Source organism: Streptomyces sp. TRM64462 (genome assembly GCF_013362995.1).
GTDB lineage: Bacteria > Actinomycetota > Actinomycetes > Streptomycetales > Streptomycetaceae > Streptomyces.
Genome location: NZ_JABWDV010000423.1, coordinates 26,960 through 41,893, shown reverse-complemented (window position 1 = coordinate 41,893; position 14,934 = coordinate 26,960). Strand labels below are relative to the sequence as shown.

12 protein-coding genes and 1 tRNA gene are annotated in these 14,934 nt (G+C 68.7%); 4 read left to right on the top strand and 9 right to left on the bottom strand.

The window, feature by feature from the left end; all coding sequences use genetic code 11:
* Positions 1-1,405, bottom strand: a 1,405-nt coding sequence (gene dnaK / locus HTZ82_RS26755; protein WP_175411950.1) for a molecular chaperone DnaK, incomplete at its 3' end; no start/stop codon positions are given.
* A 204-nt stretch (positions 1,406-1,609) separates the two neighbouring features.
* On the opposite strand from dnaK, the gene HTZ82_RS26750 reads away from it, so the two are divergent.
* The 3 genes from HTZ82_RS26750 (at position 1,610) to HTZ82_RS26740 (ending at position 5,698) form a co-directional block, all read left to right on the top strand.
* Positions 1,610-2,113 carry a sugar transferase gene (locus HTZ82_RS26750; protein WP_175411949.1) on the top strand — a complete coding sequence of 168 codons (504 nt, stop codon included), beginning with the start codon at positions 1,610-1,612 and terminating at the stop codon, positions 2,111-2,113.
* A 142-nt stretch (positions 2,114-2,255) separates the two neighbouring features.
* On the top strand, positions 2,256-4,544 hold the full coding sequence (locus HTZ82_RS26745; protein ID WP_175411948.1) for a (Fe-S)-binding protein: 2,289 nt from the start codon (positions 2,256-2,258) through the stop codon (positions 4,542-4,544).
* A gap of 218 nt (positions 4,545-4,762) precedes the next feature.
* A complete protein-coding gene (locus tag HTZ82_RS26740; protein ID WP_175411947.1) occupies positions 4,763-5,698 on the top strand; it encodes a Yip1 family protein in 936 nt (311 codons plus the stop codon).
* Positions 5,699-5,770: 72 nt separating this feature from the next.
* Here the strand turns inward: HTZ82_RS26740 and HTZ82_RS26735 are convergent, their stop codons facing one another.
* Positions 5,771-6,268, bottom strand: a complete 498-nt coding sequence (locus HTZ82_RS26735) for a phosphoribosyltransferase (RefSeq protein WP_175411946.1) — start codon at positions 6,266-6,268, stop codon at positions 5,771-5,773.
* Positions 6,269-6,270: 2 nt separating this feature from the next.
* The gene (gene dcd / locus HTZ82_RS26730) at positions 6,271-6,846 is read right to left on the bottom strand and encodes a dCTP deaminase (RefSeq protein ID WP_175411945.1); all 576 of its coding nucleotides are present in this window, start codon (positions 6,844-6,846) and stop codon (positions 6,271-6,273) included.
* A gap of 506 nt (positions 6,847-7,352) precedes the next feature.
* Here dcd and HTZ82_RS26725 point away from each other — a divergent pair.
* Positions 7,353-7,426, top strand: a tRNA-Gly gene (locus HTZ82_RS26725).
* Between the two features lie 239 nt (positions 7,427-7,665).
* Here the strand turns inward: HTZ82_RS26725 and HTZ82_RS26720 are convergent.
* The 6 genes from HTZ82_RS26720 to HTZ82_RS26695 all read right to left on the bottom strand — a co-directional run bounded on the left by HTZ82_RS26720 (position 7,666) and on the right by HTZ82_RS26695 (position 13,642).
* Positions 7,666-8,247 carry a hypothetical protein gene (locus tag HTZ82_RS26720; RefSeq protein ID WP_175411944.1) on the bottom strand — a complete coding sequence of 194 codons (582 nt, stop codon included), beginning with the start codon at positions 8,245-8,247 and terminating at the stop codon, positions 7,666-7,668.
* Entirely contained in the window at positions 8,244-8,861 is a 618-nt protein-coding gene (locus tag HTZ82_RS32955; protein ID WP_175411943.1) for a putative dsRNA-binding protein, read from the bottom strand. Before HTZ82_RS32955 ends, HTZ82_RS26720 begins: the two co-directional genes overlap by 4 nt.
* 355 nt (positions 8,862-9,216) lie before the next feature.
* On the bottom strand, positions 9,217-9,522 hold the full coding sequence (locus tag HTZ82_RS26710) for a hypothetical protein (RefSeq protein ID WP_175411942.1): 306 nt from the start codon (positions 9,520-9,522) through the stop codon (positions 9,217-9,219).
* A 5-nt stretch (positions 9,523-9,527) separates the two neighbouring features.
* Positions 9,528-11,753 (bottom strand): hypothetical protein, encoded by a 2,226-nt coding sequence (locus tag HTZ82_RS26705; protein ID WP_175411941.1) that lies wholly within the window; start codon positions 11,751-11,753, stop codon positions 9,528-9,530.
* A gap of 456 nt (positions 11,754-12,209) precedes the next feature.
* The gene (locus HTZ82_RS26700; protein ID WP_175411940.1) at positions 12,210-13,421 is read right to left on the bottom strand and encodes a site-specific integrase; all 1,212 of its coding nucleotides are present in this window, start codon (positions 13,419-13,421) and stop codon (positions 12,210-12,212) included.
* Positions 13,421-13,642: a helix-turn-helix domain-containing protein gene (locus HTZ82_RS26695; RefSeq protein ID WP_175411952.1), complete on the bottom strand. Its 222-nt coding sequence runs from the start codon at positions 13,640-13,642 to the stop codon at positions 13,421-13,423. Before HTZ82_RS26695 ends, HTZ82_RS26700 begins: the two co-directional genes overlap by 1 nt.
* Positions 13,643-14,934: the final 1,292 nt, after the last annotated feature.

Here is a 14,934-nt window from a genome sequence, read left to right as displayed (position 1 = left end):
TCTGCTCCTTGCCCGTGCCCAGGTCCTTCGCGGTCACGTGCATGATGCCGTTGGCGTCGATGTCGAAGGCGACCTCGATCTGCGGGACGCCACGGGGCGCCGGCGGCAGACCGGTCAGCTCGAACATGCCGAGCTTCTTGTTGTACGCGGCGATCTCGCGCTCGCCCTGGTAGACCTGGATCTGCACCGACGGCTGGTTGTCCTCGGCCGTCGTGAAGATCTCGGAGCGCTTCGTCGGGATCGTGGTGTTGCGCTCGATGAGCTTCGTCATGATGCCGCCCTTGGTCTCGATACCGAGGGACAGCGGGGTCACGTCGAGGAGCAGGACGTCCTTGACCTCACCCTTGAGGACACCGGCCTGGAGGGCGGCGCCGATGGCGACGACCTCGTCCGGGTTCACGCCCTTGTTGGCCTCCTGGCCGCCCGTCAGCTCCTTGACGAGCTCGGCGACGGCCGGCATGCGGGTGGAGCCGCCCACGAGGACGACGTGGTCGATCTCGGAGAGCTGGATGCCCGCGTCCTTGATGACGTTGTGGAACGGGATCTTGCAGCGCTCCAGCAGGTCCGAGGTGAGCTGCTGGAACTGGGCGCGCGTGAGCTTCTCGTCCAGGTGCAGCGGGCCCTCGGCGGACGCCGTGATGTAGGGCAGGTTAATCGAGGTCTCGGTGGACGAGGACAGCTCGATCTTCGCCTTCTCGGCGGCTTCGCGGAGGCGCTGCAGCGCCATCTTGTCCTTGGACAGGTCCACGCCGTGGCCACTGGCGAACTGCTTGACCAGGTAGTCGACGATGCGCTGGTCCCAGTCGTCACCACCGAGGTGGTTGTCACCGTTGGTGGCCTTCACCTCGACGACGCCGTCGCCGATCTCCAGGAGCGACACGTCGAAGGTGCCGCCACCGAGGTCGAAGACCAGGATCGTCTGGTCGTCCTTGTCGAGGCCGTAGGCCAGGGCGGCGGCCGTCGGCTCGTTGACGATGCGCAGGACGTTCAGGCCCGCGATCTCGCCGGCCTCCTTGGTGGCCTGGCGCTCGGAGTCGTTGAAGTAGGCCGGGACGGTGATGACCGCGTCCGTGACCTTCTCGCCCAGGTAGGCCTCGGCGTCCCGCTTCAGCTTCTGCAGGATGAACGCGGAGATCTGCTGCGGGTTGAAGTTCTTGCCGTCGAGCTCGATCTTCCAGTCGGTGCCCATGTGGCGCTTCACCGAGCGGATCGTCCGGTCGACGTTGGTGACGGCCTGCCGCTTGGCGACCTCACCGACGAGGACTTCGCCGTTCTTGGCGAAGGCGACGACGGACGGCGTGGTCCTGGCACCCTCGGCGTTGGTGATGACGGTGGGCTCGCCGCCTTCCAGAACGCTGACGACGGAGTTAGTCGTGCCCAGGTCGATGCCGACCGCACGTGCCATTTCAATTCCTCCAGCTGACTTGAGTGGAACAGACTCAAGGATGCACGACCCGGCGGCCCCAGTCAACAGACCTGAGTCGCCCGGACTCAACTTTTATCCCCGCCTTATGCGCAACACGATGTGCCGCAGCGACTACCCGCCGCAACATACCCCTATCGTTCTGGACAAAAGCCGCGACCACCCCAGAACGGTCAGGTGACTGCCATGCATTCCCAGCGCGCCCTGGACCTCACGCTCGGCTCGGCCCTTCTGCTGCTGGCCGCCCCGGCCCTGGCGGCGGCCGCGGCCATCACCGCCCTGCGCCGTCCACCGGGAGGCGTTCTCGTCCGGGAGACGAGGACCGGCCTGGACGGCCGCCCCTTCACGCTCCGCACCCTTCCGGTCCGCCTCTTCCGGCTGGACGCGCTGTCCCGGCTCCCCCATGTCGTACGGGGCGAGATGTCGCTCGTCGGCCCGGAGCCGCTGCCGCCCGGCGCCCCCGGCGCGGACGCGCCCTGGCGGCGGAGCGTGAAGCCGGGCCTGACCGGACTCGCGCAGCTCCGGCGCGGCTCGGACCTGCCGTGGGAGGAGCCGCTGATGCTGGACCAGCACTACGTGGAGCACCATGGGTGGAAGCTGGACGTCTCCCTGCTGCTCCGCACCCCCGGGGCGCTGTGGGCGGCCCGCCGCCGAGCGGTCGGCGGGGCGGCGCCGGTCAGGCTCACCTGAGCGACACAGATCACCGCCTGCGCGGCTACAGTGCGGCGGAATAACTGGGTACGCTCAGCACCGAACCCAATAAGTTACCGCTTAGTAGTCCCGGATCCGCAGTCCGGGACGGTCCCCCGCCTCGCAGGCCCGAGGAGCCCTCATGCAACTCGCCGCGATCATTGTGTCGCTGACCCTGACCGTGGTCGGCGTTGCGCTCTTTGCCCGAGCGATCGCGCATATCTACCGGTTCGTGAAGCTGGGCCAGCCGGTCCCGGCCGGTAGCCGTACCGACGACTGGAAGGCGCGCACCGCGACCGTGGTCCGGGAGTTCCTCGGCCACACCCGGATGAACCGCTGGGGGATCGTCGGCTTCGCGCACTGGTTCGTCGCGGTCGGCTTCCTGACCCTGCCGCCGACGCTGGCGCAGGCGTACGGGCAGCTCTTCCAGGCCGACTGGACGCTGCCGGTCATCGGCGGCTTCCTGCCGTTCGAGATGTACATCGAGTTCATCGGCCTGATGACCGTGGTCGGTATCGCCGTCCTCATGGTGATCCGGCTGCTGAGCCTGCCGTCGCGGGCCGGCCGCAAGTCGCGGTTCGCGGGTTCGAAGGCCTGGCAGGCGTACTTCGTCGAGTACGTCATCCTCACGATCGGCCTCGCGATCCTGGCCCTGCGCGGCCTGGAGGGCGCGCTGCACGGCGTGGACTCGTACGAGGCGGCCTACTTCGTCTCGTACCCGCTCGTCGTCGCCCTCGGGGGCGTGAGCGTCGCCACGCTGCAGACCCTGGTCTACTTCGCGGCCATGGTGAAGATCAGCGTCTCCCTGATCTGGATGATCACGGTCTCGCTCAACACCAACATGGGTGTGGCCTGGCACCGCTTCCTCGGCTTCCCGAACATCTTCTTCAAGCGCGACGCGCACGGCGGGACCGCCCTGGGCGCGCTGCAGCCGATGACGTCCGGCGGCAAGGAGATCGACTTCGAGACCGTCTTCGACGACGAGGAGGGCGCCGAGGAGACCGTCTTCGGCGTCTCCCAGGTCGAGCACTTCTCCTGGAAGGGCATCCTCGACTTCGCGACCTGCACCGAGTGCGGCCGCTGCCAGTCGCAGTGCCCCGCCTGGAACACCGGCAAGCCGCTCTCGCCGAAGCTCCTCATCATGTCGCTGCGCGACCACGCCCACGCCAAGGCGCCGTACCTGCTGGCCGGCGGCGGCAAGACGATGGAGGGCGAGGAGAAGGCGTCGGCCGAGGCCCTCGCCGGCGTCCCCGCGTCCGCACTCGCCGAGGCCGAGCGCCCGCTGATCGGCACCGCCGAGGAGAACGGCGTCATCGACCCGGACGTGCTGTGGTCCTGCACCACCTGCGGCGCGTGCGTGGAGCAGTGCCCGGTCGACATCGAGCACGTCGACCACATCGTCGACATGCGCCGCTACCAGGTGATGATCGAGTCCTCGTTCCCGTCCGAGGCGGGCACGATGCTCAAGAACCTGGAGAAGAAGGGCAACCCCTGGGGCCTGGCCAAGAAGCAGCGCGTCGAGTGGACCAAGGAGGTCGACTTCGACGTCCCGATCGTCGGCAAGGACATCGAGGACCTGACGGAGGTCGACTACCTCTACTGGGTCGGCTGCGCCGGCGCCCTGGAGGACCGCGCCAAGAAGACCACGAAGGCCTTCGCCGAACTCCTCCACATGGCGGACGTCAAGTTCGCGATCATGGGCGGCGACGAGAAGTGCACCGGCGACTCCGCCCGCCGCCTCGGCAACGAGCCGCTGTTCCAGCAGCTCGGCCAGGAGAACGTGGCGATGCTGAACATGGCGTTCGGCGAGGACGACGAAGACGAGTCGACGCGCAAGCCCAAGTCGAAGAAGAAGATCGTCGCGACCTGCCCGCACTGCTTCAACACGATCGCGAACGAGTACCCGCAGCTCGGCGGTGAGTTCGAGGTCATCCACCACACGCAGCTGCTCCAGCACCTGATCGACGAGGGCCGGCTCACCCCGGTCACCCCGGTCGACGGCCTGATCACGTACCACGACCCGTGCTACCTGGGCCGGCACAACAAGGTGTATACGCCGCCGCGCGAGATCATGGACAAGGTCCCGGGCCTCCGCCAGCAGGAGATGCACCGCCACAAGGAGCGCGGCTTCTGCTGCGGCGCGGGTGGCGCGCGCATGTGGATGGAGGAGCGCATCGGCAAGCGCATCAACACCGAGCGCGTGGACGAGGCGCTGTCCCTCAACCCGGACATCGTGTCGACGGCCTGCCCGTTCTGCCTGGTCATGCTGACCGACTCGGTCAACGGCAAGAAGAACGAGGGCGCGGCGAAGGAGTCGCTCCAGGTCGTGGACGTGGCCCAGCTGCTGCTGGAGTCGGTCAAGACCCCGGCGCCTCCGGAGGCCCCGGAGCCGGACGCGGAGCCGGCACCGGAACCGGAGCCGGCGAAGTAACACCGTCCTGCCCGCTCGATCAGTACGCCTGAACGACTGGACGGCCGGACCTGCCTCGGGGGCAGGACCGGCCGTCCTTTCGTCGTACGGGACCATGAAAGTCCCCCTCAAAGTCCCCCTCACAGGGCCCCTTAGGGGATGTCACAGGTCGGCAGCAAAGGCAGCGTGGCCGACGGGCGCGTACACCCGCTCCGGCGAGACCGGGTACGTTCATTGACGTGGCTGGATTCAGGATCGGACGCGGCCGGGACAACCGCACCCCGCAACAACACCCGCAGCAGCAGGCGCCGTACGGCGGTCAGGCGGCACCGCCGTCGTCCCCGACGTCCCCGACGTCCCCGTACGCCCCGCGGCAGCAGTGGCCGCAGGGCGGCGGCCAGACGCACGGCGAGCCGGAGTACTTCGGCGACCCGTACCACCAACAGCAGCAGCCGCCGTACGGGCAGCCGCAGCCCGGGCCGGGGGCGTACGCGGCGAACAACCCGGGCCACACCCAGGTGTTCAGCATCAACGACGCCCCGTACGACTCCTACAACTCCTACGACTCCTCCTACGGCCCCTACGACCCGCACGGCCCCGCCGCCCCCGGCCCCGCCCCCGCGGCGCCCACGGGCCCGCGGCTGCCGTGGAAGCAGCTGCTGAGCGGCATCGTGCTGCGCCCGGGCCCGACGTTCCTGCGGATGCGCGACTACCCGGTGTGGCCGCCGGCCCTGATCGTGACGTTCGTGTACGGCCTGCTGGCCCTGTTCGGCTTCGACAAGGCACGCGAGGAGGCGATCAACGCGACGCTCTCCACGGCGATCCCGTCCGTCCTCTTCACCGGCGCCATGATGGTGGTCGGCGGACTGATCCTGGGCGCGGTGACGCACCAGCTCGCCCGCCAGCTCGGCGGCGACGGCGCGTGGCAGCCGACGGTGGGCCTCTCCATGCTGATCATGGCGATGACGGACGCGCCGCGCCTGGTGTTCGCCCTGTTCCTGGGCGGCGAGAACGGGCTGGTGCAGGTGATCGGCTGGCTGTCGTGGCTGGCGGCGGGTGCGCTGTTCACGTCGATGCTGAGCAAGTCGCACGACCTGCCGTGGCCGAAGGCACTGGGGGCGGCGTCGATCCAGCTCGTGGCGCTGCTGTCGCTGGTCAAGCTGGGCACGCTGTAAGAAAGGGAAGGGCCCCGGCCGACATGTCGGAACCGGGGCCCTCGCAAGATTCCCGCGCCGCCGGCGCGCCGGTCAGGCGTCGAGCACCTGCCCGCTGCGCCGCACGACGGGCTTCTCGACGCTCCAGGGGAAGTTGATCCAGTCGTCGGTGCGCTTCCAGACGTACTCGCACTTCACGAGGGAGTGCGACTTCTCGTAGATGACGGCGGAACGCACTTCGGCGACGTGATCGAGACAGAAGTCGTGCACGAGCTTCAGCGTCTTCCCCGTATCGGCGACGTCGTCGGCGATGAGCACCTTCTTGTTGCTGAAGTCGATGGCGTTGGGGACGGGCGCCAGCATGACGGGCATTTCCAGCGTCGTACCGACACCGGTGTAGAACTCGACATTCACGAGATGGATGTTCTTGCAGTCGAGCGCGTAGGCGAGCCCACCGGCGACGAACACCCCGCCCCGCGCGATGCTCAGCACGATGTCGGGCTCGTACCCGTCGTCGGCGATGGTCTGGGCGAGCTCGCGCACGGCGCGCCCGAACCCTTCGTAGGTCAGGTTCTCCCGTACACCACTCATGCTCACACCTGCGTCCGATGGAAGTTCTGGAAGGACCGCGAGGCCGTGGGCCCGCGCTGCCCCTGGTAGCGGGACCCGTACCGCTCACTGCCGTACGGGAACTCCGCCGGCGAGCTGAGCCGGAACATGCACAGCTGGCCGATCTTCATTCCCGGCCACAGCTTGATGGGAAGCGTGGCGAGATTCGACAGCTCAAGGGTCACATGCCCGGAGAATCCAGGATCGATGAACCCGGCGGTGGAATGCGTGACAAGCCCGAGCCGCCCGAGCGAACTCTTCCCTTCCAGCCGCGAGGCGATGTCGTCGGGAAGCGAAATGACCTCATAGGTCGAGGCGAGTACGAACTCCCCGGGATGGAGAATGAACGCCTCGTCCCCGTCGGGCTCGACCAGCCGGGTGAGGTCGGCCTGCTCGACGGCGGGGTCGATGTGCGGGTAGCGGTGATTCTCGAACACCCGGAAATAGCGGTCGAGCCGCACGTCGATGCTCGAGGGCTGCACCATGGATTCGTCGTACGGGTCGATACGTACCCGTCCGGCGTCGATCTCGGCCCGGATGTCCTTGTCTGAGAGAAGCACGCCCCGAGGATACGCAGAGCGCGCGGCCCCGCCCCAATCGGACGGCCACCGCGCGCCTCCCACTACGGCCCGGCTACAGCCTGCGAGCGTCGCTGACGCCGCTCACGCCGCTAACGCCGCTCGAGCACCACCGGCACGGCATGCCGCAGTCGCGCACACCGCGGACACCGGATGAGCCGCCCGGGCCCGATCCGCCCGGCACCGAGATGCTGCATCGGGAACGACGCGGTACTGAACACATGCCCTTCGGCACAGCGGACGACGGTGCGCTCCATGGAGTCCATCAAGCCCTTTCCCCAACAAGCGGTGGACGAGATGGCCACATTAGGGGATGAACAGGACACCACTCCAGGCGGCACTCCGCCCCTCACCCTACGCCCCAACTCCCCGCCCGAGACGGCCGGATCACCCCGCCCCCACACACGAAAACCCCACGGCGCGATAACACCGGGGGCTTGCGATGGGGTACAGTGAGCGACGATGCGACGGAGATATCCGGGCGCTACGCGGGTGTAGTTTAATGGTAGAACATGAGCTTCCCAAGCTCAGAGCGCGGGTTCGATTCCCGTCACCCGCTCCACGACGAAGGCCCAGGTCAGCGACCTGGGCCTTGTTTGTTGTCCAGTCCAATGCGGGGCGGCGTGCCATTCGCGTGCCATAAGGACCCCGGTGACCTGGGAAAACCGAGGCAACAGGGGGAGCATGGGCCCCACGGCGTCGCCGATGTCTCATATAGCGAGACGCATTTCGTGTGACCTGCGCCACTCGTGCCGCAGAACGTGCTCGTGTGCGGGCGCGAACGGAGTCTGCCTCTGTGGCTCAGCCGCTCTCCGCTGCGGCGCGCTCGGCCGCCGCCTTCTTCCTCAGCCTGTGGATGCTGGTCTCGCTGCCGTTCGGGTACCGGCACTTCGCCCCGGCCTCCACGCGGCAGTGCGGGCAGGGCACCGTGATCGGCTTCACGACCGGGCGGGCAGCCCGGGCGGGGGCTGGTGACCGGCGCTGCCGTGGGGGCGTGCCGCCAGCGCCGGCCCGGCGCGGAGCCGGTGCGGTGCGCGGGACGGAGGGGTCGTGGTTCGGGCACGGCCCGTTGGCGACGACGTTCCAGCGGCAGGGTTCGCCGGACTTGCCGATCACCTGGCATCGGTTCTGTTCGTTGTCCGGCCCATGGTGGGGGCATTCATGCCTCGGGTAGCGGCACGGCCGGTGGGTGCTTGCGCCCAAGGCCAGGCACAGGGTCGGGTTGAGGCGGCTCTCACCGTAGGCGGCGATCTCCTCCAGGAGCTTCCGGCTGTTGGAGGCGTCCGCAAGGTAACGCCACCAGTCCGGCGAGGCGGTGACGGTCGTCCAGCCCGTTCCGTCCGAACGTAGCAGGGCTTTGGGTACATCAAACGTCGTGCTCATGCGGCCGGCTCCGGTTCAGGGATCGTGGGGGCGGCGCCGTGGCCGCGCTGATGGATGAGGGATAGCTCGGGGGTACCTGTCGCAGCGGCAACCGGGGCGGCCCCGCGCTTGCCCGTCACCGCTTCCAGAAGAAGTCGGGCGGCTTCGGTGCGGGCCTTCTGCTTGCTCGTGCCCTTGCCCACTACCGTGATCGTTTCGGACCGCGTGCTGGTGACGCTGCGGCAGGTGAACCACGGAAAGTGGTCGGGTCCTTCGCGGGTGTAGGTGTCCTGGACGGGTGTGGTCACGCCCCGCTGGGCGAGTTCGTTGATGCGCTGCACCGGATTCTTCTCCTGCGCTGCCGGTGAGGGTTGCGGTGCGGAGACGCGTTGCGGGAGATCGTTGACCATGCAGAGCAGGCGGCAGATGGCGGAGACCGGTACGAAGGCCCAGCGGCTGGCGCCAGGCCGGTGGTTGGGCCGTGCGCCAGCGAGTTCCATGCGCAGCGGCAGTCGGTATGTGCCCAGGTGAGCCAGTCCGGACTCGGTGACCGCGCTGGCGACCTCCTTACCGACCCACGACGCCATGACGTCGTCGAGCCGCGCGGCCGGGTTGTCGCGTGTGTCCGAGCACACGAGGCACAGTCTCCAGACCTGGCGGCGCACCTCCACTTCCGTCGAGCCCTGGGGGCAGGGCCGCCGCAATGGGCGCAGGCCCACGGTGAACCCGCGTCCGCTGTACGGCGGGTGGCGCGCGGGAAGCGCCGGACGGGTTCGATGTCGTCGAGCAGGCCGTCCAGGACCGCGAACTCGTCCGGAAGCGGATCCGATCCGCGCTGCGGTCCCGCCTCCCTCTGCTCCTTCGTGGCCGAGCCGCGGCCTTCGAGCTGGGCGAGGAACTCCTGGTGCGGAGGAAGGCCGAAGAGTGCGCGGCGGGCGTTGAGCCTGCGGGGATCGCTGATCCGGTGGAGGACGTGAACGCCCTCCACCTTCACGTATGCCGTTCCGTACAGATGACGAGCGGCAGCATCCGGCGAATCTCGGACGCGTCGCCCGCCATGAGGATCCGGTGTGCGGAGGCGGCCGCTTCTTCACCGACGAGTGACTGGTTGGGCCACCCCTTGAGGGAGCCGCAGACGGCGGCCAGGTACTTGATGGCCTCACGGCGCATGGATGCCGCCCAGCGGACGGTGGAGCCGGCGAGTGGGGTATCGATTGCCTCGCGGACGCGCCTGCTGGCTTCCTCGATGCGGGCCGCGTGCTGAGAAAGGCCGGTCTTGATCTCCTGGATAAGCATGTCGATCAGGCCCCTTTGCCGGGCTGGATCCCGGTTCCCGTCTCGACTTGGGCTCTATCGGCCTCGTGGAAGCGCCGACCCGGTCGGGTGCCGTGAGGGAAGCCTCGGCCGGCAAGCCAGCCGTCCTGGAACAGGAAGTGCACGGCTCGCTCGACCGCCGAGTCGAAGGCGTCATCGGGAAGCCCGAAGCAGCCCTTGAAGATCGTCTTCCACTTGGGGCCGTGCCGGTGCGCGTCCCGATACGCGGCCACCCACCCGGCGATGTCCCTTTCACGTCCACGGATCAGTGCCAGCGCCTTGTCGTTCACTTCCAAGGCCACAGGCGCGAAGTCGCGGGGTCCCTGGAAGATCTGCGTGGCAGCGGCGAAGCGCACTGCATGGGCCGACATCCGTGCAGTGAGCGCGCCGTCGTCCGTGATCCGGAAATCGTCCAACCATCCAGCCCTGGTGAGTTGCCGGGCCATCGCATGGGCCTCATCCACGCTGTCGAGAACCGCGATCTCGGCTAGCTCCTTCACCTCGCCTTCGACCAGGCCGCACGGGTGGGAGTGTGCCGTGGCGTAGAGGGCTGCGAGCTTGACGCTGGACGGGCTGTGGTCGAGCCTTCGGTAGGTCAGTAGGCGCCAGAGCCATCCACGGATGTGTCCTGCAGCGTCCTTGCCCACATGCAGGCGGCCCTCGTCTCCGCCGAAGGCGGGGATGGCGGCGTGCACCGGTTCCAGGTCGGAGGCAGCAAGGACAACGCTGACGTCGACGTTGATCCAGCGTGCGGCTGTAAGCGCCCTCAGCGCGGAGGTGGCGTCGGGCACCGGGATTCGCTCCAGCTTCGGGGCCGACAGTGCGCACTCTCCTGTCTCCATGGCCCGAGCTGCCCACCACATCGCAGCCAGACGCACGTCTGCGGTGGACGGCGGGGCGGATTCTGCAACCCGGGTGAGGAGTGCCTGGACCACTCCGGCCTGCCGGCCAGTGAGTGACTCGCGCTGACCGAGCTGGTTGTAGCTGACAGCCCTCGGGGCGGCGTAAGGGGGCGGCGCGTCATGAGCGATGCCGTCCGCGGCGCACGCGGTGCAGGTCATCGCCCGTTCGATATCGAGGCTGAAGGCGGGGCCGAGGATCCTTCGTGCTTCTGCGACCCGTTCGTCCTCTCCGTCCCGGCCGGTCGCCCGTCGGCCGCTCACTGAACAGAGCCGACCGCCCGTTCCCCGGAGCCGACTCGTCGGGGGCTCCGGGGGCCGTCCCCCACCGGGTGCGAAGCCGACCACCTCATCGTCCAGCCGGCACACCAACCATTCATCCTCGATCTTGGCCTCCACGTACCAGTCGGCCTGTGTCAGCGAATCGACAACGCTGGTAAGCGCCCCCTGGGAGACACAGGTGATCGCGGCCGCCTCCGCGACACGAACCCGTCCCTCGCCGACCTGCGTGGCGAAGGAGCTGGTGTACGCGGCGAGCAGCCGCGCTTCAGGGGAGTGCTTCCGCAGTCGCTTGTGGCTGAAGAGCCGCTGCGCCCAACCGGAGAGCCGGGGGCGAGCGCTCTTGGTCACGCCTGCGAGGCCGGCGGTCGTCGTCTGGAGGCTGGGCACATCACAGGCGACAGGCGTGCTGCCCGCCTGGAGGACCTCGTCCGGGGTGGTTCCCGCCAACCATCCACTGCCGGTCAGGTCGCGCAGGGCCGCCCCGGGGTCCTTCAGCTTCATGCCGGAGATGTCCTGTGCCGTGAGGCTGGCCGTGCCTGAGGAGGCGGCGCGGAGCGTGCAGACGAAGGCGAGGAGCCGGGCTTCCGGAGTCGATCCAGGTCGGTGCGAGGCGAGGTACGTCCACACATGCCGAAGGCAGTCCGCGTGGGTGGTCGACAGCAGGACCTTCCCCGAGGGCGTCAGGAGCAGCTTCTTCTTGCCGCCCGTCTCGGCCGGCGACTGCGAGGCGTGCGGCGCCTTGGCAGACGCCCGTGCGGGGGCGGCCGTCGGTGCAGTCCGCGCCGGTGCCGTCCGCCTCTGCTTCGGCGCGGCCATCGGCGGAGCCTCCGCTCTGGAGACGTTCGAAAACAACGAGGTGGACTGACCGGGTACGACCGCGCCGCCGGCCTCCGGCGGCCGCGGTCCTGGAGGTGTGGGCTTCTTGGCTCCCGCGACGATCTTCGAACGACGCGTCGCGGCGGCGCACTCGGCGCACATCTCCGCGAGGTGCCACACCCGGTCGTAACGGTCGGGCACGACGACCAGGCACATCGGGCCACCGCAGCGAGCCCCTACCGGATGCCACGTACACCCTTCGACCCGGCATCGGCAGAAGGTGTTCTCCCGTCCGCTGTGCGCACCGCGGACGTGGAGTGCGAGGTGCTCCAGCGCGGCCGACCGGGCGTCAGCCGGGACCCGGTACTTCCTGGCACCGGTCGTGCATTGGGGGAGAGAGCAGGTGATGGCCGAGACGCCCTCTGCGGGGCGGCCGTGGGGAACGATCCGGACGGTCCACAGCCGACCGCGGCGGCGTTGGATGGAGGGAGCAGACATTCGAGAAAGTGGCCCATCTCGTAGGGCATCGGCAAGACGGCCACATGGTGGGCGCCGTGTGGGAGCCCCGCGCGTGGGCACGCGGGGCTCCTCACCCGTTTGGCTGTCGTCCCCACCCTCTGGAGGGATGTCGGTCATTTCCGTGTAACAAGCCCCCGGATGTGGGCGTGGCGTTCAGCGACCGCGGACGGCACGCTGCTCGGCCGGAGCGGACGGCCGCGGGACAAGCGGATGCACGGTCGCGCCGCCTCCCCGGCCCTTCACCGCACGGGCCTGCTGGCGGCGTACGTCGAGGTCGATGGCGGCGGCCAGCTTGCGCTGATGCTGCCGGGTGGAGTGCTGGTAGATCAGCTGGGCCCGCTCCGAGGACTGGCCGGCGCGGACCATGAGGTCCTTCAGCTTGGCGCCGGTGTCGGCGGCGAGCGTGTTGCCGGTGTGCCGCAGGTCGTAGAAGCGGAAGCCCTCGGGGAGGCCGACCTTGTCTCGCGCCCTGCGCCACTTCCGGCCGAAGGTGGTGCCGCGCAGGGCGGCGCCCTTCTCCCCCACGAAGACCAGACCGTCGGGGCCCGGCTGGGCGAACCACTCCAGGTGGCGGCGGACGTCCTCGTGGAGGAAGGCGGGCAGCACGATCTCGCGCTTGCCGGCACGCGACTTGGGGTCGCCGATGACGCGGCGGCCGGTGTTCAGTTCGGGTGCGGCACGGCGTACGCGAACGGAGCCCGCGTCGAGGTCGATGTCCCCGCGCCGCAGTTCGGCCAGCTCCTCGGGGCGCATCGAGGCGAAGGCGGCGAGCAACACCATCAGCCGCCAGCGCAGGCCGATGACGTCGGCGAGGGCGAAGACCTGGTCGACGGTGGCCACGGGGCGCTCGTCGGCGTCCTCCCGTCCGGCGCCGCGAATCCGGCAGGGGTTCTTCCGGATCAGGTCGTCCTCGACGGCGGTCTCCAGGATGGCCTTCAGCAGCCGGTACGACTTGGCGACCGTCGTCGCGCCCGTGGTCTGAAGCCGCTCCGCCCTCCAGGTCCGGACCCGGGCGGGACCGATCCGGTTGACGTACAGCTCGCCGAAGGTGGGCTCCAAGTGGAGCCGCAGGAGCCTGCGGTACAGCTCGTCGGTGGTCGGGGCGAGGCCGCGTTCGTCGATCCAGCGCGTGGCGTACTGGGTGAACAGCACTTCGCCGGCGGATGGGTCGATCCAGTCTCCGCGGATCTGGTCGGCCTGGATCTGCGCGAGGAACACCTCGGCGTCGCGTTTGGTCTCGTACGTCTCCGGGGCCGCGCGGAGCACGCCGTCGGTACCGGGGTAGCGGGCCTGGTAGCGCCCAGAGGGAAGCTGGCGTATCGCGCCGAAGCTGCGACGAGGGGCCTTCTTGCGGGTACGGGCCATCAGGCGGCCCGCCCGTAGCGAGGGCGCCGGGCACGGACAGGTTCGACCGTGCGCTCCTCGACGTAGGCGTCCAGGACGCTGCCGGCGATCCGGACGTGCTTGCCGACCTTGACGTAGCGGATGCGGCGTTCGGAGACGAGGCGGCGGATGAAGCGCTCACCGACGCCGAGACGGTCGGCTGCCTCGGCGACGTTCAGCAGGCGGTCGGACTTCGCGCCCACCGCCGTCGTGGCGGAGCCGAAGGGGAGGGGTCGTGCGGGGGGTGTTGCGGGTCGGGGCAAGAAGGATCCTTCCGTGAGGCAGCGGGGGACGGGCGTTCCCGAGAAATCGGTCACGCCTCCTCGGTGTTGACGCCCGCCGTCATGGGCTGGGCGACTCGGTCGCGCGGTCTTCGGGCATGAGTCGGCGGGGCCGCCGAATCCGGCGTGCCCTGCCTACTGAGCGCGTTTCCGTGGCGCGGTTCTACATACCAATTTTCTACCTCGGGAACGCCGGTTTGGTGAACCGGCGATGTGCTGCTATGTTTCGCCGATTTGTTGTCAGGTCTGCTGCATGTCAGGCGCGTGCAACCCGACATGAGCGGATACTTCCGAGCGACCAGACAACCGGCGATATGGAACCCGGGGCAGCCTCGCAGACTTTTTGGATGACCGACGATTCGGGCCTATCCTTCTGACACCGCCCGCACACGAATCTGTTCGCCGCGAGCTGTCCTCTTTTCGCGAAAGAATGCTGGACTTCGGCGGGAGGGTTGTGGCTGTGTTGAGGAAGCCGCTGTCGCGCGCCCGCGCGTAGGGCTCTCCGACGGTGTCCTGCCCGCATCCCCCAAGCCCCCTCCCGCAACGCCGTACGCGACATCCCCACCGGGCCACCCACCAGAGAGGAAAGGGACGCGAAATCCACCCCCTCCTGCCTCGCAGCAGGTACCGGTTTCCGATACATCGAGGTACCGGAAACCGGCACCACGTACCGGAAACCGACAGGTGCCGATGTCCGGTACCCCGAGACGAAAACCGGCACCCCGGTGTACCGGATTTCGGCACCCCGGTGTACCGGAAACCGGCACCCAGAACCGTAGTGAACCTAAGTGAACCGGAGGTACAGCAGTAGTGGTGCTGCCGTCACTTCAGCCAGCGAGTGGCTAGCTGCCCCAACCACCCACACCTGGGACCTGACGGCAAGGTCGTCTCGCCCGGCGACTGCGGGGGCTCCCGCCCCCCGCATCGCTGCGTCAGCGAGGCCCCGGCGCTCTCGCCGCGGTCCCCAGATTCGGGGACGGTCCCCGTGACAGACCGTCACGGGGACCGTCCCCCTGACGACCCGTCGGTCCCCGCGCTTTGGGGACCGGTCCCCAAAGCGGAACCGCCGTTCGGGACCGAGCCAGGTGCCAGCCGGGACGACGTCCGGGACCGAGGTAAGAACCCGAGGGAGCGTTAGCCGTTACAGGCAAAGACGCAGCTCAGGGCGCTACAGATCTGGTCCCCGCAGTGATCCCTGGGGACCGGTCCCCGTG

What these genes read in the sequence shown, in the direction of transcription:
- HTZ82_RS26735 (WP_175411946.1), bottom strand. Translation starts at nt 6,268, where the DNA reads ATGAGTGGTGTACGGGAGAACCTGACCTACGAAGGGTTCGGGCGCGCC.
- HTZ82_RS26705 (WP_175411941.1), bottom strand. Translation starts at nt 11,753, where the DNA reads ATGTGCCTGGTCGTCGTGCCCGACCGTTACGACCGGGTGTGGCACCTC.
- HTZ82_RS26710 (WP_175411942.1), bottom strand. Translation starts at nt 9,522, where the DNA reads ATGCTTATCCAGGAGATCAAGACCGGCCTTTCTCAGCACGCGGCCCGC.
- HTZ82_RS26750 (WP_175411949.1), top strand. Translation starts at nt 1,610, where the DNA reads ATGCATTCCCAGCGCGCCCTGGACCTCACGCTCGGCTCGGCCCTTCTG.
- HTZ82_RS26700 (WP_175411940.1), bottom strand. Translation starts at nt 13,421, where the DNA reads ATGGCCCGTACCCGCAAGAAGGCCCCTCGTCGCAGCTTCGGCGCGATA.
- HTZ82_RS26745 (WP_175411948.1), top strand. Translation starts at nt 2,256, where the DNA reads ATGCAACTCGCCGCGATCATTGTGTCGCTGACCCTGACCGTGGTCGGC.
- HTZ82_RS26720 (WP_175411944.1), bottom strand. Translation starts at nt 8,247, where the DNA reads ATGAGCACGACGTTTGATGTACCCAAAGCCCTGCTACGTTCGGACGGA.